At 34.3% G+C, this 22,382-nt stretch carries 15 protein-coding genes and 3 pseudogenes; 9 read left to right on the plus strand and 9 right to left on the minus strand.

Annotated elements, in window-relative coordinates; genetic code table 11:
* Nucleotides 1-192: 192 nt before the first annotated feature.
* Nucleotides 193-1,295 (plus strand): annotated as a pseudogene (locus ABLO99_RS02005) (IS256 family transposase).
* 342 nt (nucleotides 1,296-1,637) lie between these two features.
* Here the strand turns inward: ABLO99_RS02005 and ABLO99_RS02010 are convergent.
* Nucleotides 1,638-1,922, minus strand: a complete 285-nt coding sequence (locus ABLO99_RS02010; RefSeq protein ID WP_153295528.1) for a hypothetical protein — start codon at nucleotides 1,920-1,922, stop codon at nucleotides 1,638-1,640.
* Nucleotides 1,923-2,669: 747 nt separating this feature from the next.
* Nucleotides 2,670-3,842, minus strand: a complete 1,173-nt coding sequence (locus ABLO99_RS02015; protein ID WP_047759270.1) for an NADH-quinone oxidoreductase subunit D — start codon at nucleotides 3,840-3,842, stop codon at nucleotides 2,670-2,672.
* A 254-nt stretch (nucleotides 3,843-4,096) separates the two neighbouring features.
* On the opposite strand from ABLO99_RS02015, the gene ABLO99_RS02020 reads away from it, so the two are divergent.
* The 8 genes and pseudogenes from ABLO99_RS02020 (at nucleotide 4,097) to ABLO99_RS02055 (ending at nucleotide 16,257) form a co-directional block, all read left to right on the plus strand.
* A complete protein-coding gene (locus tag ABLO99_RS02020) occupies nucleotides 4,097-4,618 on the plus strand; it encodes a cytochrome b (protein WP_047759269.1) in 522 nt (173 codons plus the stop codon).
* 5 nt (nucleotides 4,619-4,623) lie between these two features.
* A complete protein-coding gene (locus ABLO99_RS02025) occupies nucleotides 4,624-5,652 on the plus strand; it encodes a nitronate monooxygenase (RefSeq protein ID WP_349968038.1) in 1,029 nt (342 codons plus the stop codon).
* Nucleotides 5,653-5,749: 97 nt separating this feature from the next.
* Nucleotides 5,750-7,027 carry a DUF350 domain-containing protein gene (locus tag ABLO99_RS02030; protein WP_349968040.1) on the plus strand — a complete coding sequence of 426 codons (1,278 nt, stop codon included), beginning with the start codon at nucleotides 5,750-5,752 and terminating at the stop codon, nucleotides 7,025-7,027.
* A 104-nt stretch (nucleotides 7,028-7,131) separates the two neighbouring features.
* Complete coding sequence (locus tag ABLO99_RS02035; protein ID WP_047759266.1) at nucleotides 7,132-7,497, plus strand: hypothetical protein; 366 nt, start codon at nucleotides 7,132-7,134, stop codon at nucleotides 7,495-7,497.
* Nucleotides 7,498-7,544: 47 nt separating this feature from the next.
* Complete coding sequence (locus ABLO99_RS02040) at nucleotides 7,545-9,899, plus strand: type VI secretion protein (RefSeq protein ID WP_349968043.1); 2,355 nt, start codon at nucleotides 7,545-7,547, stop codon at nucleotides 9,897-9,899.
* Nucleotides 9,880-12,672: a hypothetical protein gene (locus tag ABLO99_RS02045; protein WP_349968045.1), complete on the plus strand. Its 2,793-nt coding sequence runs from the start codon at nucleotides 9,880-9,882 to the stop codon at nucleotides 12,670-12,672. The genes ABLO99_RS02040 and ABLO99_RS02045 overlap by 20 nt, the downstream gene beginning before the upstream one ends.
* Nucleotides 12,673-13,634: 962 nt before the next feature.
* Nucleotides 13,635-14,878, plus strand: a pseudogene (locus ABLO99_RS02050) (IS110 family transposase); the annotation flags it as partial.
* Between the two features lie 101 nt (nucleotides 14,879-14,979).
* Nucleotides 14,980-16,257, plus strand: a pseudogene (locus ABLO99_RS02055) (IS4-like element ISWpi18 family transposase).
* A 144-nt stretch (nucleotides 16,258-16,401) separates the two neighbouring features.
* On the opposite strand, the gene ABLO99_RS02060 reads toward ABLO99_RS02055, so the two are convergent.
* From ABLO99_RS02060 to ABLO99_RS02090, 7 genes are all read right to left on the minus strand, one after another.
* Nucleotides 16,402-17,058: a J domain-containing protein gene (locus tag ABLO99_RS02060; protein ID WP_349968047.1), complete on the minus strand. Its 657-nt coding sequence runs from the start codon at nucleotides 17,056-17,058 to the stop codon at nucleotides 16,402-16,404.
* 659 nt (nucleotides 17,059-17,717) lie between these two features.
* Nucleotides 17,718-17,930, minus strand: a complete 213-nt coding sequence (locus tag ABLO99_RS02065) for a hypothetical protein (RefSeq protein WP_349968048.1) — start codon at nucleotides 17,928-17,930, stop codon at nucleotides 17,718-17,720.
* Nucleotides 17,918-18,652: a hypothetical protein gene (locus tag ABLO99_RS02070; RefSeq protein WP_349968050.1), complete on the minus strand. Its 735-nt coding sequence runs from the start codon at nucleotides 18,650-18,652 to the stop codon at nucleotides 17,918-17,920. Before ABLO99_RS02070 ends, ABLO99_RS02065 begins: the two co-directional genes overlap by 13 nt.
* A gap of 612 nt (nucleotides 18,653-19,264) precedes the next feature.
* Complete coding sequence (locus tag ABLO99_RS02075) at nucleotides 19,265-19,405, minus strand: hypothetical protein (RefSeq protein ID WP_153295642.1); 141 nt, start codon at nucleotides 19,403-19,405, stop codon at nucleotides 19,265-19,267.
* A gap of 36 nt (nucleotides 19,406-19,441) precedes the next feature.
* Nucleotides 19,442-20,116: a hypothetical protein gene (locus tag ABLO99_RS02080; protein WP_349968052.1), complete on the minus strand. Its 675-nt coding sequence runs from the start codon at nucleotides 20,114-20,116 to the stop codon at nucleotides 19,442-19,444.
* Between the two features lie 109 nt (nucleotides 20,117-20,225).
* Complete coding sequence (locus ABLO99_RS02085) at nucleotides 20,226-20,543, minus strand: hypothetical protein (protein WP_047759610.1); 318 nt, start codon at nucleotides 20,541-20,543, stop codon at nucleotides 20,226-20,228.
* A gap of 525 nt (nucleotides 20,544-21,068) precedes the next feature.
* Nucleotides 21,069-22,016 carry an IS110 family transposase gene (locus ABLO99_RS02090; RefSeq protein ID WP_349967103.1) on the minus strand — a complete coding sequence of 316 codons (948 nt, stop codon included), beginning with the start codon at nucleotides 22,014-22,016 and terminating at the stop codon, nucleotides 21,069-21,071.
* Between the last annotated feature and the right edge of the window lie 366 nt (nucleotides 22,017-22,382).

The raw sequence follows: 22,382 nt of genomic DNA on the forward strand, positions 1-22,382 counted from the left end.
TGCGATAGGTATGCGACATAAAATCTTAATTTCACGAATTTTATGCTCCACCGGCTTTGTTGCATAGCCACTTATGTTAACATTTTATATGAAAAATTCACGCAGCCATTTCGAACTTAGGGGGAGTGTTAAATAAACTGTGTCAAACCAAGAAATAAAAATATAATTGATATAAAAAAACGGAGGTTTGACATGAGTCAAGTAAATAAAACTACCGGTTTGGTAGATTATAAAGAATTAGAAACCTGTCGTCTATACGAGAAGGAAGATCGCTAACAGGAAGAGATGACACCGTTTATAAAAAAGCTGCTTGAGGCAAGTCTGGAAGGTGAAATAGAACACCACTTGTCTGGTGAAAGCGAAGAAAATAATCGAAGAAATGGGAAAAACTTTACGTACAACTCATTTGAGTTGTTAACACCTAGAGACAGGGAAGGAAGCTTTGAACCCCAAATAGTTAGAAAAAGACAAACAACAGAACTTGAAGCAAAGGTCTTAAGCACATTTGCCAGTGGCATGGAGATATAGCGTCACATATTGAGGAAATTTACGATCACAAAATATCGGCGGCAGAGATATCAAGTATTACTGACAAACAGTAATCAACGAATGGCGTAGTCGTCCGCTGCAGTCTGTATATCCGATAGTTTTCATGGTTTTTTAAGGAGTTGTGTAAGTAAATGTATGTATAATATATTAGCAAAATGGCAGAAAAGAAGTTTTATTTAGCTGAAAGTGAAGTTCTGGTTGGGAGTACTAAATGATCTCAAAGAGAGAGGAGTGGAAGATATTCTAATTGCATGTGTAGATGGGCTAAAAAGCTTTCCTGCAGCAATAAACGGTGTGTTCCCTAATGCAGAATGTGTATAGTGCATCAGATACGTAACTCACTGAAGTATGTAGCTAGTAAAGAGTTTTTTGAGTGATTTAAAGAAAAGCTTCAAGTAAGGAAATTGCCGAGAATTATCTGTTGGAATTAGATGAAAAATGGGGCACAAAGTACCCTATAATCTTGGCAGAATAATTGGGAAAACCTATCTGGTTATTTTAAGTATTCCGACCCAGTTAGGAGGATGATCTATACTACTAATCCCATAGAGGGGCTACATAGGCAAATTAGGAAATTCACCAAAACCAAGGGCTCATTTACTAGCATAAATGCCTTGTATAAACAGGTATATTGTGCTATAAAGAAAGCGGAGGAGAAATGGACTATGCCTGTACATGATTGGGCATTGACTATATCTCAGCTCGACATTTTCTTTCCCAACAGATTGAAAATTGAGTTGAATTAAAAATTCGGTTTGACACAGTTTATTTAACACTCCCAACTTAGGCATGCCGATTGCAGTAAATTTATTAATCAAGTAACACTATTAGCAACTCTTTCTCACGATTTATTTCAGATTTATTTTTGAAACTAAATCCAATTAAACCTAAAAAAGAAATGTGATCTCAAATCGTATTTCATCATCATTTTCCACTCTTTCTCATAGTTTTCACAAGATTGTATAACTTTAATGTTGTTATTCCTTTCCGATAAATAATCTCTCTTTTTATAGACTATTGCTTTCTTTATGGGTCGTATTATAGGTTTAATATTAAGCTCCTTACATATCTTGTACACATTGGTTGCATCATATCCGCACGAAGAGACAAAATATTGCTCTTATTATCCATCTCATGCTACACGCTAATACACTGTCACGTAAAGTAGCGCTTGTAGCCATTACTTCTTTATTCATTATATTTAAGGTAATATGTAACTTTCTCACTTGAGCGAGATAATTATACTTCCTTTTCTCAACATTAGTTTTGTGGTGTTGAAAACTATTGCTGTAAATACTAATCATGCTGCTATCCATAGCAATTTCAATATTTTCTATATCATCTTTATTTATTCTACAATCATTAATCTTCATATTGAGTTTGTTTAGCCTCCTAGAAGCTTGAGAGTAGCTTCAGAACCTTTCCTATCTTTTCTAGGTACCCTTTACAAAACCTACTGCTTGCCTTAAACCTATCCTAAATAGATATGTGTACTAAAACTACAACCTTATCACTATAAACATTGTTGCCGCCAGCTGATTTCGGACTGCTTTCATACCAATTCTCTATTAATAAAGTGAAAAATATTTCCTCTTTTTTTGAGAAATTCGTTATATTCTCTTTGGTTACTTACTCTCATTTTTTGTGGCATAAGTTATACTTGTTTGAAAGATGCCTATTTTACAACAAAATGTGTTAGTACCATACATTTTAAAGCTTTTTTCCTTCATTAAACCAACACTAGCTATGCAACAAAGCCTGCGTCCACACAAACTATAAGCACATATTCCTTAACTTGTTAAATCTAAAGCTTCATATCTTCCTTACTTATTAAAAGAATTTAAGCTAAGAATTACAACTTAAATTACGTAAAAATGTGTCAAAACATCTTTGGCTTTATAGCCTACCAAGTGAAAATTATTTTCAGTATTTTTCATTTTTCTATTAACTTTTAACACAACTGCTTATATCGCTGCCTTTTACATTAATTATGTTTTTGGAAGGAAGAATTGTACGTACTTTACTCTCAATTTTATCTCTTATTTCATAATCTGGCGAATTAAGGATAGCATAGATATCAGGATGAAAGTTAATATGTAATGAATGAAACTACAGTTATCTTACCTGTCAATCTCACCAAAGACTATATCGAGTGAACCGATAATTGCTGCAACGTCGGCAAGCATATGTCCTTTTGCCATGAAGTCTAAGGCCTGTAAATGTGCAAAGCCAGGTGCTCTTATTCGGCACCTGTAAGGCCTATTGGTACCATCTGAAACTATATATACTCCAAACTCGCCTTTTGGTGCCTCAACAGCTGTGTAAGCTTCACCTGCTGGTACATGATATCCTTCTGAATAAAGTTTAAAATGATGGATCATAGCCTCCATGGATGTTTTCATTTCTGCTCTTGGCGGTGGAGAGATCTTTCTATCTTCAGTTTTTATTGGCCCTTCAGGCATCTTCTCTATACATTGCTTCACCAAGCTTATAGATTGCCTAATCTCCGCCATTCTAACTAAATAACGATCATAACAGTCACCATTTTGGCCAATTGGTATATCAAAATCTAGCCAATCATATATCTCATATGATTGGCTTTTTCGCAAATCCCAAGCGAGACCAGCAGCACGCAACATTGGTCCACTAAAGCCCCAATCAAGCGCCTGTTTTATTGATATTTCACTGATTCCTACAGTGCGTTGCTTCCATATCCTATTTTCTGTTAAAAGTTCATCAACATCATCTATATACTTTGGAAATTGTTCTATAAACTTTGCAATATCCTCAATCAAACCTTCTGGAATATCTGCTGCAACTCCACCTGGTCTTATGTAAGCTGCGTGAAATCTTGCACCTGAGGCTCTTTCATAGAACTCCAGTATTTTTTCTCTTTCTTCAAAGAGCCATAAAAGAGGAGTCATTGCTCCAACATCAAGTGCTTGAGAAGAGACATTCAGTAAGTGATTTAGTATCCTTGTCAGTTCACAAAATAAAACACGCAAATATTTTGCTCTGATTGGAATTTCACATTGCAACAATTTTTCAACGCATAACGAATACGCATGCTCTTGTGACATTGGTGACACATAATCAAGGCGGTCAAAATAAGGCAGAGCTTGAAGATACGTTTTATGTTCTATTAACTTCTCAGTGCCGCGATGCAAAAGCCCAATGTGGGGATCTGCTCTTTCGATCACCTCGCCATCCATCTCTAAAACAAGACGTAGCACCCCATGTGCAGCTGGGTGCTGTGGTCCAAAGTTTAACATCATTGTCTTTAGATCGGGCATGCTTGGTAGTTTAAGATATTGAAATTGTATAGGCTAAAATGTGCTTAAAGTCAATAGGCTTCTTGCACGGGCACAACTATCGTTACAACAGAAAAGCCCTTACAAACTTCACCACCTTCTTATGATCTGATAGACAATGTTTATGTTGCACGTACAATTATTATACTTGTGTTGATTAAGGCAGCAAAATTATGTATAGATAATTTTGACTAAAAAATAGTTTTTTAAGTCCTATTTTAGAGTAATCAAAATTAATGAAAGACAATAAATACAGTTTAGGTTTAAGGATTATTCATTGGTTAATGTCTGCTCTTATTATTGGCATGCTTTGTTCTGGCTTGTACATGAAAAGTTTGCCGATTAGTAGTGAAATTAAATTCAGCATATACGCTATTCATAAGGCTTGCGGTATCACTGCTCTTGGATTAATTATAGTACGCGTATTTTTTCGCGTCTTTACTTATGTTCCGCCATTACCAGCCAATTTTTCTCGATTTGTAATCAATGCGAGCAAAACGATACACTTTGGTTTATATGCTTTGATGGTGCTAATGCCACTATCTGGTTATGTCATGTCTTCTGCTTCTAGCAAAGAGATCAAATATTTTTTTCATATCCCTTTGTTAATCAATGAAAACAAAGAGCTAGCTAGTGCAGCTAATCAGCTACATTCGATGCTTGCATATTTTATGGTAGTCTTTATAACTTTGCATATACTTGGTGCTTTAAAACACACATTTATAGATAAACAAAACATTTTTAAACGTATAATATAGGTTATATGTTAAATAGCCTCTGGAAAAAAGGAACAGATTTTCTTAGTAGTGAATTTGCCATAATGGGTGGTGCTATGAGCTGGGTTTCGGAGAGAAATTTGGTTTCAGCAATCTCAAATGCCGGTGGATTCGGCGTAATTGCATGCGGTGCAATGTTTCCAGACTTACTGAAAAAAGAAATCATAGAGACGCAAAAATTAACTCATAAGCCATTTGGTGTAAATCTAATTACTATGCACCCAAAGTTAAGTGAGTTGATAAATGTGTGCATTGAAACGAAAGTGAGCCATATAGTGCTTGCCGGTGGACTACCAACGAAGCCTAATATAGAAAAAATCAAGAGTGCGGGCATTGAAGTTATGTGTTTTGCACCAGCATTAAGCCTCGCGAAAAGGTTAGTAAAAATGGGAGTAGATGCGTTAATAATAGAGGGAATGGAAGCAGGTGGTCACATAGGTCCAGTCAGCACTTCTGTTCTTGCACAAGAGATACTGCCTTATTTTAAAAATGAGAAAACACCGGTGTTTGTTGCAGGTGGAATAGGAAGAGGCGAAATGATAATGAACTACCTAAAGATGGGAGCAAGTGGCTGTCAAATAGGCACATTATTTGTCTGCACTAATGAGTCAATCGCTCACAAAAATTTTAAAGAAGTATTCATCAAATCAGCTGCGCGTAATGCAGTATCTTCTATACAGATCAGTGCTGATTTCCCTGTAATTCCAGTAAGAGCTATAGCTAACAAAGCAAGTGACGATTTTATGAAGCATCAAAGAGACATTATCGATAAATATCAAAATGGACAGACCTCAAAAGAAGAAGGGCAACTTGAAATAGAAAAGTTCTGGGCTGGTGCTTTAAGAAGAGCAGTAATTGATGGAGATGTTGAAACAGGATCTTTAATGGCCGGTCAAAGTGTTGGTATGGTTGATAGGGAAAAATCTGTAAAAGAAGTGATAGGTATGTTAGTTCAACAAGCAGACAATTATACCAAAAGCAAATTTGTAGAAGTAGAAAATTCGGAAAGCAAGTAGCTTCGTAATAAGCTAAATAAGGTATAATTGCCCAAGTTTAACGTAAAATTAACGCTAAAGAGGTATCTATACATTTTGTTATGTACGGAGAAATGTTATGCTAGGTACTTTAAAAAAGCATAAGAGTAGTGAAGTAATTATTAATCGACAATTGCACAACACTATATACAAAAAGGTAACAAAAAAAGAGCACAAACATCCAAGCCCACAATCTGAAAAAGACAGAACTCTGAAAGAATGCATAGAGTTGTTCAACAAAGGAGCTGATCCTAACGTATTAATTGAATTAGAAAAGTCACTGAGAGAACAAAAAGAATATTATAAATATTATATTGACAACTTCCTTCCAGCATTGAAAACAAAAGTGATAGAGTCAGAGAAATTAACAAAACCTTCAGTACTTAGCAATGAAGGAAAATCATCACAAAGATCACCAACAATAAAAGGGAAAATATTAAGAATAATTGCAAAAATTACTATCGAGAGCAGCGATAAGGATCTTTCTATTAGTACTATTCAAAATCAAAAAAATCATCAAACAGATAGACGAGTTAATGACATGAGATTATTTAAGAATAAAAGTTTTTCTAATGAAGTTGCATGTGCTGAAAGTTCGGGTAGTAGTGCTTTGGAAAGGGGTTCTTTAGCTAAGGGTGTAAGTGGAAAAGGAACCCCTGGAACGTACAATACATTGAGAAATTCAGGTTGTTATGGTGCTTCAACAGTTCCTACATCAGAACAATCACAAGCAAGAAAGGAGATTGCACAATCACAATTGAATGGCTCCTTTAGCCAATCTTGTGAGGATTTAAAAAATAAAGACCCTAGTACAACTGCAGATGCTGTAGAAGTGCTAAGCGTTGCAAATACTTCTAAACTCAGTAGTAGCAATGACTCAGATAGTGAAATAAATTCACCTGGCTTGGTATCAAGTAGCAGGAGGAGCAGCTTAACTTCAGTAACAAGCAATTCATCTGAGGAAAGTGTAAGCACAACATTAAGCTCTACTGAAGAAAGTAACGGTTTGCAACCAAAGGATGAGGGAGAGACAAAATTAGCACACCTAACCAAAACAAGGCCCAAAGGGCCAAGCGGAAGAAGACCCTCTTCTAAATATCGTGAGAAGAGTGAAGTTAAACAACCCAATAACAGAAATCTTCACGTTGCATTTGTAGCAGGTTGTGCTCTCTCCACAATAGGGTGCATTGTTGCAGGAGCAATGACATCAGGACTAGTAGGAGCAGCAGTACTATTTGCTACGGCTGCAGTGTTTGCTATAGCAGCAGCAGTTGAATTGTATTCAAATGTTCTGTCAAGTAAATTGACATCCATTAGTGTGAGTCCTCTTATTGACAATAAAGAGCTTATGGCATAGTAAAAATTAAATATGAGTTACTTATGGTGAGCAAGTGAATTCGGTTCTTGCCTATTGATGTAAAAATTGTTATAGTTGAGAAGTATCTTAAAGGTATTTAGCTGATGCATATTCAATTGGGTAGGGTTTTTGCTATTGTAGCCCTGTTAAGTTTTATCTTCATGTCATGTCCTAGCAAAGCAAGTGATGAGTTAAAAAACATACCAGAAACATTAAAGACTTTTTTTTCTTCATTTTCAGTTAAAGATACTATGGAAAATATGAGTCCTTCGACAATTATAGGGTTATGTATAGCTACAGTGATACTTGCAGTAGTGTTCAGAGGTTTGATTTTTTTCATGATAATGTTTGGCGTACTGATCATGATGTTTGGGAGTACAGAAAAAGCAACAGATTACTTGAAAGAAAAATTCAACTTTGCAAAAGATATACAGTTACAATCCGATAGCAAAAAAGAAGATAAGAATTAAGTTTTATGTTTTTTAGTTATCTTTTTATTGAATACGCATAATATTGTATGCAGCTAAAAGTACCGGCCACTAGCTCTCAGTCTAAAAAAAAGAACAATTTAGCATTACTAGAGAGTATTAATTTAGATTTTATCCCTTATGCTTGCCACTACGATGAAGAAACTATACTAACAAAACAGGGGGAATTGTTAAAAATAATCAAATTAAAAGATTATTCTTCAGTTGATAACCACAGCGATCTTAGAACTGAAATTAGAAAAAGCATATCAAAAAATATCAAAAGCTTATATTTTACCGTTTGGATTCATACTGTCCGAAAGCACAACAAACCGAGCTTACAGTGGAATAAAACTGTAGACTTCTCCGATCAGTTACATTCAATATGGTTTAATAAACTAACTGATAGTAAATTACAGTATATAAATGAGCTGTATATTGTGGTGTTATTTAGTGATTTTGGCAAGCATATTAGTAATACATTTTTTTGGGGGGTTATAAAGAGTAAACATAGATTATTCTTACAAGAAAATCATCAAGAATTGCAAAGGGTGACTGGTCTGATTCAAAAAGATTTAGAACCTTTTGGAGCTAAAAAGCTGGGCCTTAGGTTTAGTGAAGGCAAAGTATATTCTAAGATGATGGAATTTCTCCATTATATTATTACATTAACCCACAAAGAATATCCAATATATGAAAAGGATCTATCGCAACATGTTAAAAATCTAAAAGTAGCTTTTGGATTCAACACATTTCAAACAATATTTGGAAATCAACAGAAGTTTGGTTCTATTTTTTGCATAAAGGAATATCGAGAAATCTCTTTGGAAAATATAGATAGATGTTTGCAACTTGACTCTGAGCTTATTATTACAGAGGTAATAATATTCACTAGTAATAGCAAAGCAGTCAAAGAATTCAAAAAACAAATTAATATATTGCAGATCAGTGAGGATAACACCTTACTTCAAAACTCAGAAATAAAGGAAATAATAGAACTTGAAAAAACTTCTGTTATGGATTTTTGTCAACAGAAAATTATTTTTACAATCTTTGCAGATGATAAGAACAGATTAGCTAAAAATATCAGCGATCTATCCTCTGTAATGTCGTTAATCGGTTTGATGATGTTTAGAACTGATCTACACATGGAAAATCATTTTTGGGCGCAGCTTCCTGGAAACTTTGCTTTTGTTACACAACCGAAAAATATATTAGAAAAATATGCTTGCAGCTTTGCTATGTTGCACGATTTTACATCGGGTACATTAAAAGGGGGAAGGTGGAAAGAAGCAGTAACAGTCTTTTTTTCAAAAAAAGGAAGCCCTTATTTTTTTAACTTTCATGGAAAGAAAAATAATGGTCATACCACGATACTTGGAACTCCAAATTCAGGCAGAACCTCACTGATCAATTTTCTACTATTGGAGTCAAGAAAATTTAATCCCATGATTGTAATATTAGATAATACTGGAAAATCAATAATCTTTACTAAAGCAGTAAGCGGCCAATATTACATAATTGATCCAAAATATAAAGATGCAAGTCTAAAATTTAACCCACTGAACATTGAAGATAATGTTTCTAATCGCAATATGCTGATCGAGCTGATAAAAAGAATGGTGGCAGATGCAAGTTTGGTGGACGTAGAAGAAAAGATAAAAGAAATTGTAGATTCTATATTTGCTATACCAAGAGAATCGCGCTCTATTTCTCAAATTTCTGAGGTGCTTTTACTTCTTGGGGGTAAAATAAGTAAGTGGTGCGGTGATGGTGAATTTGCTTACTTATTCCAAGATGGTGATGAGTCAGACATTGACTGGGAAACAAAAACCATATCTCTCAATACTGCAAATCTCACTAAGCAAAAAGAATGTATGTCCGTGATACTTTACTATTTTTTATACTCTTTTGAAGCAAAATGTGATGGCTCGCCTGCAATACTTGTTTTGGATGAAGCATGGGAGATAAGTAATATTTTTCCTACAGAGGAAGAGTTTGACGACTGGATGCATAGGATGACAAAGTTGAATGTTGTAGTAATTCTAAGTACTGAAAACTTAACTCTAGCACTTGCTAGCAAGTTTACTCAACATTTAGATAAACATGTTGATACAAGAATCTTTATGCCGAACGTTAATGCAGACATGTCATACATGAAGGCATTTTCTCTATCGAAAGAGGAAATGGGTATTATTTTGCGAACACCAACGCAGGAAGGTTTATTTTTGATAAAGCAATACAAAGGTTTAGTAACTTTAAGTCTAGATTTGAAAAATATGAAAAAAATACATGTGCTTTCGGCTAATAAAGAGACTATAAAGTATATGTATGAAGCAATAAAGGAAAAGGGCGAAAAAGTGAGTAAGTGGTTACCGGTGTTCTATGAAAAATGTAAAGTTTAAAGTCAAATTTTTTTTCCTAGTGCTAATTTTGCTTGGTGCAAATAGTGGGTACCCTGCTCCGTCGTGTCCAAACTTAGTAAAAACTAATACTCATGCTGAAGAAATTGTAAATAAGACAGGTAAAGGCTTGTGGAAGATTATTAGCTTTGATTGGGGCAATGTAAATTATGATGATCATCTATTAAAAAATATTAAAGTGAGTCCAGTGAGAAATCAAGGTGTTGATGGTTACTTTAATCCGAGAATTAGAGTGTGTGATTATGAAGGAGATAATTGTTATGAATTGTATAATAAACAGTCTTGTCAAAAAATATACGGAACTCAAGGGAGTGGTGCTGGAGTTTCTGCAGCAGTTTTCATCGATTGGCAAGGAACAAAAGAGGGAGATAAGTTGGAAAATGGCATGAACTGGGAGTGGGCAAAAGATGTAACTGAAAAAGAGCGAGAAAAATTTGCCAATTCTCCTAAGGTGTGTGCTTGTAGTCAAAAAATTGCTTGTGCAGACTATTCAACAAAACTTTTCGCACGTGCGACTTCTGTAGGTAAAGATGAATGCGATGTTTGCTATCAAACAAAAGTACAATGTGTCCCTGTGCCACTTGCGCCCGGTCCTCCTCCGTTTTGTGAGCAACTTGCGATGTCACCTCCGCAAGTTAGAATTTTTCCTATAAGCAATCAAGACAACGATTACTTTCATCCAAGAGTTGGAGTCATTGTTGGTGAGCTGAAGGAAAGAAGGGAGCTACCTTTTCCACGCGTTGTTTCAAGTAATGAGAATATTCAAAGTGCTCCATACTCTATTCCAGATAAAGATACCCACCATCACTTTAAAACTTATAGAAAAAAAGGTCGGCTCTGCACTGAATATTATGGTACTGAGAGAGAAGAGTCCGAAAGAAAATTACAATTTCCTGCTCGCTGTTTCCCAGCACCGCCTGCTCCAGAGCTTGAAGAAGTGAGCATACCAAAGCCTGATGAGGGTAAAGGTGAAAATACATTAAAAGTAAAAATGAAGATGAGTGAGAATGTTTGCACTCATGATGCACGTGGAACTCACAATAATGGAGTCTGTACTTTTTATGTTAATGCGAATTCTCCTACATACGTTGGCCATCTACCTTTAAAAGTAGTAAAGCCGGTAATAGTAGCAAAAACAACTGATAGTAGTAACAGTAAAAGCGATATCGATAACATAATAGAAGGTATATTAAAAAATAACTCTCAGTTTGAGGTTTTAAAAAAGTATGGTTATGTTCCTAATATCGAAACAGAATGTAAAGAGCTTCAGGGTAATAAGTACAAGCTAGATAACTCAGGATATCCAAAAGTAGAAATAAAATATAAAGAAAATTCTAAAAGTAAAATGCTCTGCCTTTCTGGTTGGCAGCCAGAACCGGAGGAGTTTGCTCTTGAAAAAGAAAGTGAGCTAATACCGCTAAAATCAGTGGGGGCAAGCTATGCTAAATACAGTACTGTTTATTCAAAGGAGTCGAATCAACTTTATTATTTTCCTTGTAACGAAACAATTGAGGTTTTAGCAAAGCCGCAAAATGAGCTGGATGAGATAATATTCAATAAGAAGGAATATATTTTCATTCCTGAAGAAAATAAGCCTAGAGATAATTGCATGACGAAAGAGGATAAAGAGATAGATACAAAACAAAATTGTAACAAATGCAAGATAGTATATGAATTAACAGATGGAAAGCATGAAGAAAAAAATTGCAATCAAGGTGATGATGGTTGCCTTTGCTTTGATGGAGTGTGTAGTCGCTCAACACAGTATGTAGATAAGGATGATAAGCCGTTTTACTTAAGAGTTTCACAAGATGAAAATGGCGTTGTAACGAAGTTAGATAATCCAATTAAAGCAAATAGAACAGAAGTCTTTTTCGCTGATAAATTATGTAGGTTCGATTTAGAAGGTTTAAAAAAGAAGTTAAGAGAAATAATTAAGAAGCAATTGGAAAGTAAAAAGCAGAATATTGAAGAAAAGAATCGAAAACTTTATGAGCTTGGAGATGGCTATACAGATAACTTATCGGTGTATGATTATGTTGAAATAGAGGCATGGGGAGGTGGTGAAGCTGGTCATGTAATTGGCAAAGCTCATTCTACTGTAAATAAGCCAGGAAGGCCAGGTGATTATATTAAAGCTAAACTAAAAGTCAACCCTAGTTATCCATATATTAAAGTAAAAGTGACAGAAGGAGGTGGTGGGCAAGAAGATAATGAATCTAACAAAGATGGGGGACCTACTTTAATAAAAATGTGCAGAAACTCTTCAGGAGTAAATTGTAAAGATTTAATTACTGTTGCAGGCGGGGGTACATACAGAACCTATGGGGGGAGAGATTACAAAGATACAATAATTCATGAGCAAAATTTAAAGCTAGAAGAAGAAGTTGTAAAAGGAGATGAGTTAAACTCTAGAAAGGATAATAAAATAGCATACATAAGGAATGGTGAGATTGGATATAAAGATGTAACAAAATGTAGTCAAAGCTACACTAATAAAATATATGGTGCTGGCGGTTGTATCAACAAAAGCACCAAAAGTTACAGTAAAGGTGCTCCTGGTTATGTGAAGATTAAACCTATGTTTGACAAAATTAATAAAGAAAGAGTAAAAAAAATAGATGATGCTATTGAAAAAATGATACAAAATCCAAATGATATCATAGCCATTGATGATTCTTTAATAAATAAACTTGATAAAGAGATTATTGATACCATTAAAGAAGAAATTAAAAAAGAATTATTAGGACTATAGTCAAAGAACTCTGGGGAATGTTCAAAAAAGTGTGTCAAACCGAATTTTTAGTTCAACTCGGGAACGTTCAAAAAAGCATACGAGTCAAGTTAAGAGAATACGTCCAATATAGCAACCATTTAGTATCTGTTCAGATACATGGTTAATGCTGAAACCAGTGCTCCCTTTCTTGTCATCCGAGCAGCTGACACTGGGATGGCTAAGTTTGAAATAGCTTCATGAATTTATTGTACGTTACCTACTATCCGAAGTGCTATGCAACAAAGCCATTACAGCGTCACGCACTGACCATTTGTTTCTATGTTTTTTTGTCTATCTTATTTTGCCACTTTGCTGAACGGATACACCATTTAAGGTTTATTTGTTATATTTATTTTTTAAGAAATCTTGATCTAAAATAAGATAATTTTTTTTAAGAGTCTATAAATTACTAATTTTATCGTTTAATGTCTAAAATAATTTTTACCGCTTCCCTTCTTGTATCTTGTAAAAAGCATCTAATGTTTTAAGCTTAAGCATTAGGTGGAGGAGGGAAGAACTCTGTTTCTCCTCTTAGATATAAAATCTGTAAGAAAGATAAGAGTTCCCTCCTCAAAAGTATAGGCTGGACGGTATCGTAGAAAGACCTAAATGGCTCTAATTCTGTATCCACAAGGTTAGCATCGGACAGATATAAAACCTGTCAAACCAGAAAGAAACTCCTATTTTCTACTTTTTTGAATATAATTTTACGGAGAAGCGCTTCTGCAGTTATAGCCGAGTAGGCAATGGTGCCTTAGTGCCCGTAGGTTAGCATGGTTTTGGAAGGAAAATCACTGATGGAGTCTTTGAGACTACCTCGATTAGAAGAGCGTATAATTCAACCGTTCCAAGCTGAAGTGCTTTTCAATTATTATATGATGGAGGTTAGAAATGGCAAAAACAAAAAGTAAATTAGAGGTCTGATGCGGCAGGAATAGATATCTGTGCATTATGTATGTGTACCAGAAGGAAGAGATAAACAGAATATACAAAAATTCTGCTGCTTCACAGAAGATCTTTATAACTTAGCAAAGTGGTTAAAGAGGTGCAAAGTTACTACAATAGCCATGGAATCAACAGGAGTGTATTGGATCCCCTTGTTTCAAGTACTTGAATCATATGGATTTGAAGTAAAATTAGTAAACGCAAAATATGTTAAGAATGTGCCTGGAAGAAAATCTGATGATTGCCAGTGGTTACAACAACTGCATAGCTATGGACTGCATTTAGACCAGATAATCAAATTTGTGTATTACGCAGCTACGCTAGACAACGAGATAACCTAATAAAAAGTGCAGCAGCACACATTCAACGTATGCAAAAAGCGTTAATTCAAATGAGCATTCAATTGCATAAGGTGATAAGCGATATAACAGGAGTTACTGGCATGCAAATTATTAAAGCAATACTTGAGGGTGAAAGAAATCCAGAAAAATTAGCTGAATTAAGAGATGGACGAATAAAAAATGATAAATCTACCATTGCAAAAGCATTAACTATAGAGAGGAACACCTGTTTACACTAAAACAAGAGTTTGAGCTATACAATATTTATCAGGAAAAAATAGCAGAATGTGATAGAAGTATTGAAGGATATTATAAAACATTTGAGACAAAGTCAGGTGGGAACAAGCTATGTAATAAAATAAAGCGTAAGTCTACAAAACATAGGCCAAATTTTGCTATACACGAAGAACTGCATAGAATTACAGGTAGGGAAAAGTTCCAGGACTTGATGTAGTAACCATACAAACAATAATTTCAGAAACTGGCATAAACCCTAATAGATGGCGGACAGAAAAACACTTTTCATCGTGGTTAGCCCTGCCAATAAAATTACAGGAGAAAAAGTGTTTAGCACAAGAACGCGTAAAGTCATTAATCGTGCTGCAAATGCATTTCGAATAGCTGCTCACTGTGTATCAAGAAGCAACAGCGGAATAGGTGCGTACTGTAGAAGAATAAAGAGACGACTAGGTGCACCAAAAGCAATCACGGCTACCGCAAGAAAACTAGCATGCATTTTTTATAGTATGCTAAAGTATGGGCAAGAATATGTTGAAAAAGGAATGAACTATTATGAAACACGTTACAAAGAGAGAGTTAAAAAAAACTTGATCAAAAAAGCACAGGAATTTGGCTACATCTTAGTTCAAAAAGATGAACTGGTTGAGGGAGTTTCTTAGCACTGCCATTAAGTTAAGGGAAAGTGATGGACTGTATTGTAAAATCAGGTAAGATCCACAAATTAAAAGAAGTAATGACATGAGTAAAAAAAAGAATAATCATGTTTATAAAAAATAAATTGATGAGTTTAAACTTTATAAACGCACACAGAGCATCCTCAAAAGACTTCTCACGAAAAAGAAAGCTGCCCTTCATTAATGTATTTCTCCTGATTTTTAGAAAGAGTGTAAAGTCATTACAAGTAATGCTTAATGAGTTTGTTCTGCATACAAGAAAAGATTACACAATTACGGCAAGTGCATTTACTCAAGCAAGAAAGAAGCTAAAGCATACTGCGTTTTCAGAGTTAAATGATGATATAGTTTCCCTATACTACCAAGATCAGGAATTTAAAACCCACCATGGCTTCAGAGTACTTGCATTTGATGCTTCAATACTGATTCTGCCAAAGAGCGACAAAATAATAGGCGAGTTTGGCTCAAGAGCAGTATGGAATGGAATCCAGAGATTTGAAGACTATACAAGTGCAACCTTTGAAGTTTGCTACGATGTGCTAAATAATATTGCAATAAAATCTGTGCTAAGTAGAGGTGACAGCTATGAGGTTGATTTAGCGATCGGTATGCTTGAATCCATAAAATCAGACGATTTGTTAATCTGTGATAGAGGATACGTATCTTATCGATTTCTTGCTGAGCTTACAGGAAGGAAAATCAATTATATAATTCGCTGTCCAAGTTCGTCTTTCAATGAAATAAACGCTATGTTTAAGCCGGAAAGCCCATCTAGTATGGTGGTAGTGTCTACCGCACCTATTAAAGTAGCAAGACAGCTACGAAAGCTAGGATTACCTGATGAGATGAAATTCAGGTTAGTCAAAATAATACTTTCTTCTGGAGAAGTTGAAGTGTTAGTAACATCTCTGTTAGATGAGCAAAGTTTTACAGTCGAAGAGTTTGAGAGATTATATTACTTGCGCTGGGGAGTAGAAACATTTTTTTCTAGGCTGAAGGGAAGATTAAATTTAGAGAATTTCACAGGAAAAAGTATTGAAACTATCAAGTAGGATTTTTGGTCAACTATCTTCATCAGTAATCTAGAAAGTATCATGATAGAAGATGATGAAGAGACATTGAGCGCACAGAATAGTAAACTAAAAAAAAGCATCAATAAATCTGTCTCATTTAATGCGATTAAAAACTTAGCCTTTGATATTTTTTCTACAGAGTCAGACATAGACTGCATTATGGATCGACTATCACAGTTATTTTTGATGAACACTTTAGTGGTAAGAAAAGGGAGAAGAGTTGATCGTCATAAGATATCTGATATTCGTTCACTCAACTACCAGAAAAGAGCTAGAAAACATGTGTTTTAAATTCAAGATATCTTTTCAGTATCATTGCATTAGTACATTCTTTGCAAAATAACCTGCAATTATTACTTTTTTAAATAACTTGCACTTTTCAGACTCTCTTTTCTTAAAAATTCACCCTAGTATTTACCATAATTATCAATCACTTCAAATTTTTTGTCCAATCTTAACTTCTCTTTCCCTTAACTTAATGGCAGTGGTACCAAGAGGACCAATATCAACATTAAAGTCAATTTTTATACCTTTCCTGTCAAGAACTACTTTAAAACATTCAACCCACTTGAAATCTTCACAGGCATTTGAAACAAAACAGTATAACAAGCGTACTTTTCCAACTTGAGGAATATTTACAAATTGCATTAGAAACTTTTCAAAATCCTCCACTTTTAGTATTAGATTTTTTACCTTTTCTAAATTTTTATCTAGAAAAGCTTTACGCAGCTCAGACTGAATATCACCTGTTTCTCTTTTATCAGTATCGTACTTCTTTCTTTTTTCTGGATCTCCTAATACTTTGTATGCATCACAAATTTCTGTGCTACGTTTGAGTTTCTGTTGAAAATAATCCCACTGCTCTTTTTCTGACCTTAAAAGTGATTTTCCATATCTTAGTTCTTTTGATAGCCTATAGTACTCCTTCCTTTCCTCACCTGGCAGATTTTGCAAAATTTTGTCCTGATGATTCTCTAGTAATAATTTCCTATATGCTGCTTTTATCTCCTCGAAGGTAGCATTCTCTGACACTTCTAATACCTTATAGTGGTCAAACTCAGAGGAACCATTGACGTGATAAAAACTAGGCATAAATTCCTTTAGCAGTGCTGTAACATTTTCTTCGTCATTGATGGTATCACTAACTCAAGTTTTTGTCAATATTAGAAACGCAATTTACATCAAAATTCTCCAACAAAGGGAATAACTAAAAACTGCTGTTAACCTATATTAAAAGCCCGTTCTAATTTAACAAAACACTACGCTTTCTAGCATCAACGAAAATTTATTTATTTACTTTTTTTAAAAAGCATAAAAATAGTACATATATTTGTGAGAACAATTGAAATAAAAGCAGCATTATGAAAATAAAAACGTAAAGTTGTTGCAACAAAGCTCAACAAATTAGTTCATACAAAAATTTAGCCGAAATTGGCCAATTAATCACTTAAAATCCGTATCCGTTCAGGCAATGGCGTCAACTTAAGGAAAAATATCAGCGATCGTGTATAAAATTTCTCTCTAAAACTTTTACCATTAAATTACCTAAAAACTGCAAGAAATAGCACTTTTGTTTCTATTTTATTTCAACAAAGAAGTTGCTAAGGTAGGCTCTTAAGTTGACACCATTGCCTGCCCTGACAGTCCTTCTTTTACTGTCAGTATACTCCAAAAATCATAAGCATCGGAATAACCTTTTAACAAAAAAATACAAAAGGAAGGTAAAAGATCTTCTGCTTGGGCTTTTGTTATCAAACTTTTTCAGGTACTTGTTGGTTAAATACTTTTAAGTCAGGTTTATCTAGCTTATCACTAGGCTTTGATACTGAATATGTAATACCACCAGCAATAACTCCTATTACTAACGCAGCTGCTACAGCTATGCCAGCTATAGCCAATATTGATAACTCAACGCCGGCAATACTGCATCCAATACCTATTGTCAGTGCAGTTATAATACCCAAACACCAGTTTTTATTGCTTTGCTAGTTATAGTTTCTGCCTCTTTTAAAGGCTGTATTATATTTTCATCTTTAGCTAGACATCTCGAAGTTTCACCACACTCATTCTTTATTGTAGAAGAGGGATTATTTGGCTCTTGAACTTGAATTGTTGCTTTTCTTAAGTTTTCTATATCTTCATTACTTAAATATCCAGCGATCTTACGACTAAACGGACCTTCTTTCCCTACACGTTTAGCAAATATCTTACCTATAATTCTCTCAGCTATCTGCAAATCATCCAATCTCTGATTTCCTATTTTGAGTTGATGCTTTAGATCATTACTATATATAGGAAATTTACTTTTATAGTCACCTTCTGATGTTTTTAATAAAACTCCCTTCCATGCACTATATGCTAATTCATTACTATCACCTGTCAAAACATTGTAAAACGTAACATTATTATGAATCTTTTCTTCCTTCATTCTTTTTACTTCATCTAGACATCTATTCCAATATTCCGACTGTTTTGTAATACAAAAGTAATCAACTAAAAAAAAGGACAGTTCTACTATTCCAGATAGTTTGGGCTCAAATTCATATACTGCTAGAAATTTTACTATCTGCTCATAATCCTCTCTTTCTGGACACGCGAGAGAAAGTGGATTAGCGAAAGTAGCTCCTCTATCTGATAGAGCTCGCAATATTTTTAGACTCCTATTTGTAACCGCTCCTGTCAACAAATTGGTACCTAAAGTTATATAACCATCGACATTGAAAGAATAATTTATATCAAAATTATATCTCTTCCACCTTTTATATACATCTCCACTTTTTTCTTTTAATTTTTCCTTTATTTTATCGATTACATTATGCTCATCTAAGCTACTGTCACCTTCTACCGTATTAAATATATATCTCTAATCATCAATGCCAATACAAGTAATACGACCACCCATAATCTCCTCCCACTAAAAAGACAATATAATTTAACTATTACATATTTTAATAAAAGAATCAAGAAAGAAGTAATAAATTAACATAAAAAATGGAGGTTTGACATGAGTCAAAAAATAGCAAATAGAACTACCGGTTTGGTAGACTATAAAGAACTAGAACTATCATCGATAAGAGAAGCTGACAGAAAGATAATTTCTTTGGAAGAGTCTATAAATTATTAAATCTTCTGTAATTCTTTAATCTCACTTATGAAAAGTTAGTAAATTCAACACTCCCACTAAAATTGGATAAATTGATTACAAAAAAATAAGATTTTCAGTAAGTTGCTTGCATAGTTGGCCTTTCATAGGTAGCCATGTAATAAAGCCAACCCTCCTGCTTCTCCTTACCTTAAGTTATAATTCTGCCACTGTTATTTGATTCACTACAACTTCAGCATTGCTATCTTTAAGTAAATTTGCAGGACTATTACAATAGCATATGATTGCAGCAGCAACAAGACAACAAGCTCCAACTGCTATTCCCACTGCTAACATTTCTAAGTAAACTGCAATAGCTACACCTAAAGCAACTCAAGCTATTGTTAGCGTGGAAGCAGCTACAATAGTTTTCTTTTCAATTCGTGGAGCAGCATTATTATCATCTCCATCAATTTGAGCTTCCGTTTCTCTTGCGATATTCTCCTGCTGATTAAATAGCTCTTGTGCAAAGCGTTGCATTACTTCTATCTCTGACAATCCCTCGATAACAAGAGCGTATTCACCTCTACTTGGTATGTCTTTATTGTAATTCTGTAAAACACCCTTAATATTTTCGCTAAAGTATTTATTTATCTCTGCTAGAATTTTTTGCTGTTCAAAGGTAATTTCTTCAGGTTTAGTAGTATCTACTATAGCTATAGCTAATACAAAATCTCCAAGAGCTTTTTTTAATTCTGGATGAAGTTCCACATATTGAATTAGCTTATTAGCTAAACCTTCCATAAATGGCTTAATATTTTCTTCTGTAATAACATCTTTTCGTGCTTCTAGCTCTTGTTCTTCTTTTAAATGTTGATCATATTGTGCCACGATTTTGGAGCTAATTTCGTTTATACTACCAATAATTTGGCTCCATGTACCTTGTAGACAAGCACTGCTATTTTCACCATACGTTGTTGCTGCTATATATATTTGTTTTAGAAGAACGAACTCTTTTTGCTCTCTCCAGACCTTTTCTATATCTAGACCACTGATTTCTTTAAACAACTCATCTACTTTTCTATCTTCGTCTATATCATTTAATAATCCATGTAATTCTATTTTATTAAACTATTCTTTATTGAGAATTACGCTATTTCCAAGTTTTTCTTTTACCTTAGATAATTTGCTCATTACCAAACTTGGGTTTTGCTCCATAAGAGTAACTAGCAATTCTTTTTTTTCTTTGTAATGGAACAGAAAAATTATCAATAAGTAGTTTTATATAACCTATAGATTCAGGTATAGTAATTTTTGCGTCATCCCTTGCGTAATCATACTGCATCCTCTCTGTAGGGTATCCCTGGTCATATTCCCCGTGGCAGTTCTTTCTTAAGTACTTCTGCTCTAGTGCTTGCTCGGCTTTATCAATAACAGCCTTAATAAATTCTTCATCACCTGGTATAGGATCAGTCTTACGTAATGTTTCCTCCATTACACTTCTTTTTTCATTATCAGTTAAACTAAGAAGTCCTAGCCTTATTTCATCATTCTGATATTGTTTTAATAGCTCTATACTTTCTACGTAAGAAACCGCTGCTTTTTTTAACTCTTCTTTATTGGCTTTCGTGGATTCAACCAGTTTTTTAGCAAAAAAATTTGTCCTTTTAACTATTGGACTTCTATGGACAGATTGATCATCTTGTACAATATGTTTATCATCTCTTCTTTGATTCCTTTCTTCTTCAGGGACTTTTCTTCTCGGCTTGACACAGTTTATTTAATCATAGGCGTCAAGTTAAGGAAAAGTGGCATAAGAAAGATATCAACTATGTTTAAAAATTTTTTATTTGTGTAATTTTGCAACTTCATATGGGCAATAAAACCCCATTTTGTCGTATAAGAATAGAATTTTATATCAAACAGCTACTACCTTGCTTAAGCCAATGAATATGTGCGTTTAGTGTGTGTGTGGACGCACATATTCATTAACTAATTTTAATTATTGCCATGTAAATTTCTAAACATGCAAATTAATTGCTTCTTTAAGTCTGGCATTGGCGATGACTATAATTTTACGCATAAGTGCAGTGAGTGCTACCATCTTTCTTTTACCACTATCAATAAGCTTACAATAAAAAGCAGCAAGTTCTGACTTGGAGTTTCTAGCAGCCATAGCAGCTGTGAAAAGCTTTGAACGAACGTTACTTCTTCCACCTATAATCCTTCGGTAACCAATAGCTTTACCACTTTCCTTAGGATGAGGTGCAACACCTGCAAGGCTTGCAACTTGCCTTTTGTTTAAGGAACCAAGTTCCGGTATAAGGCACAATAAACATTGAGAGGTTTTTCTACCTATTCCAGGAACTGTTTCAAGAATCTTCTGGTATCGGTTCAGTTCAGGGTTTTCATTGACTATTTTTTGTATAGCTTGATCAAGCTTTTCTACCTGATTATTGAGGAATTCAATAGTTTGTTGACAACTTTCCTTAATGTAATCATTTCCAGGAGTTTTAAGCCTATTTTTTTCTTGAACAAGCATTTTTGTAATATCATCACGACGCTGACAAAGTGTAAATAAGGTGGTTTGTTCTTTTGAGATAGGTGTAAATAGCTGCAGACGTCCACAACGCTCAACACCATATTGGGCAAGCGCTTTTGCATCCAGATTGTCAGTCTTTGCCAAAGTTCCATGAGATAGAATGAAGTTTTTAACTTGACGAGTATTAGCACGATGCACAGCAATGTTTCTGTCAATAAGAAAATACAATAAGCCAAGCTCATAGCCTCCTGTAGCTTCTAAAATTATCATGGAATTGGGTAAGATATTTGAAAATTTTTGGTAAAATTGTTTCCAGCCAGAACAACTATTGTCAAACTTGATAACACTTTTTTGTTCATTCACTGCAATGACAAATTCAAGTTTTCCGATATCAATGCCAATAAAATTTTGATAAGATATAACCATAAAGAACCTCGAGAGTTTAAGTTAAAATTTAAGATTGTAAACAGGTGCATATGTATGTCCCAAACAACTATTCAAACGTCTCGAAGGATAGGCTTGAGTACCTTGATATCTACGTATGTGTAATACTACCGTCTTACGGTCGCTCAAGCCTTTGATAACTATATTTTTTTATAGAGCTACCTTCCTTCTTGCTTCTTTTATATCATATTTCCAACTTACAACCGTCTTGCTAGTCAACAAAAAAATTACTCAAGCTGTATCATAAAATCAAAAAATGCTTCCAATCCATTCAACATATTCACTAACTGTAATCTGTGTACTGTTACACAATCAGAAGTATTTTTTGATTTTATGATACAGCTTGAG

It is taken from the genome of Wolbachia endosymbiont of Armadillidium arcangelii, assembly GCF_040207875.1.
In the GTDB taxonomy this organism is placed as follows: Bacteria; Pseudomonadota; Alphaproteobacteria; order Rickettsiales; family Anaplasmataceae; genus Wolbachia.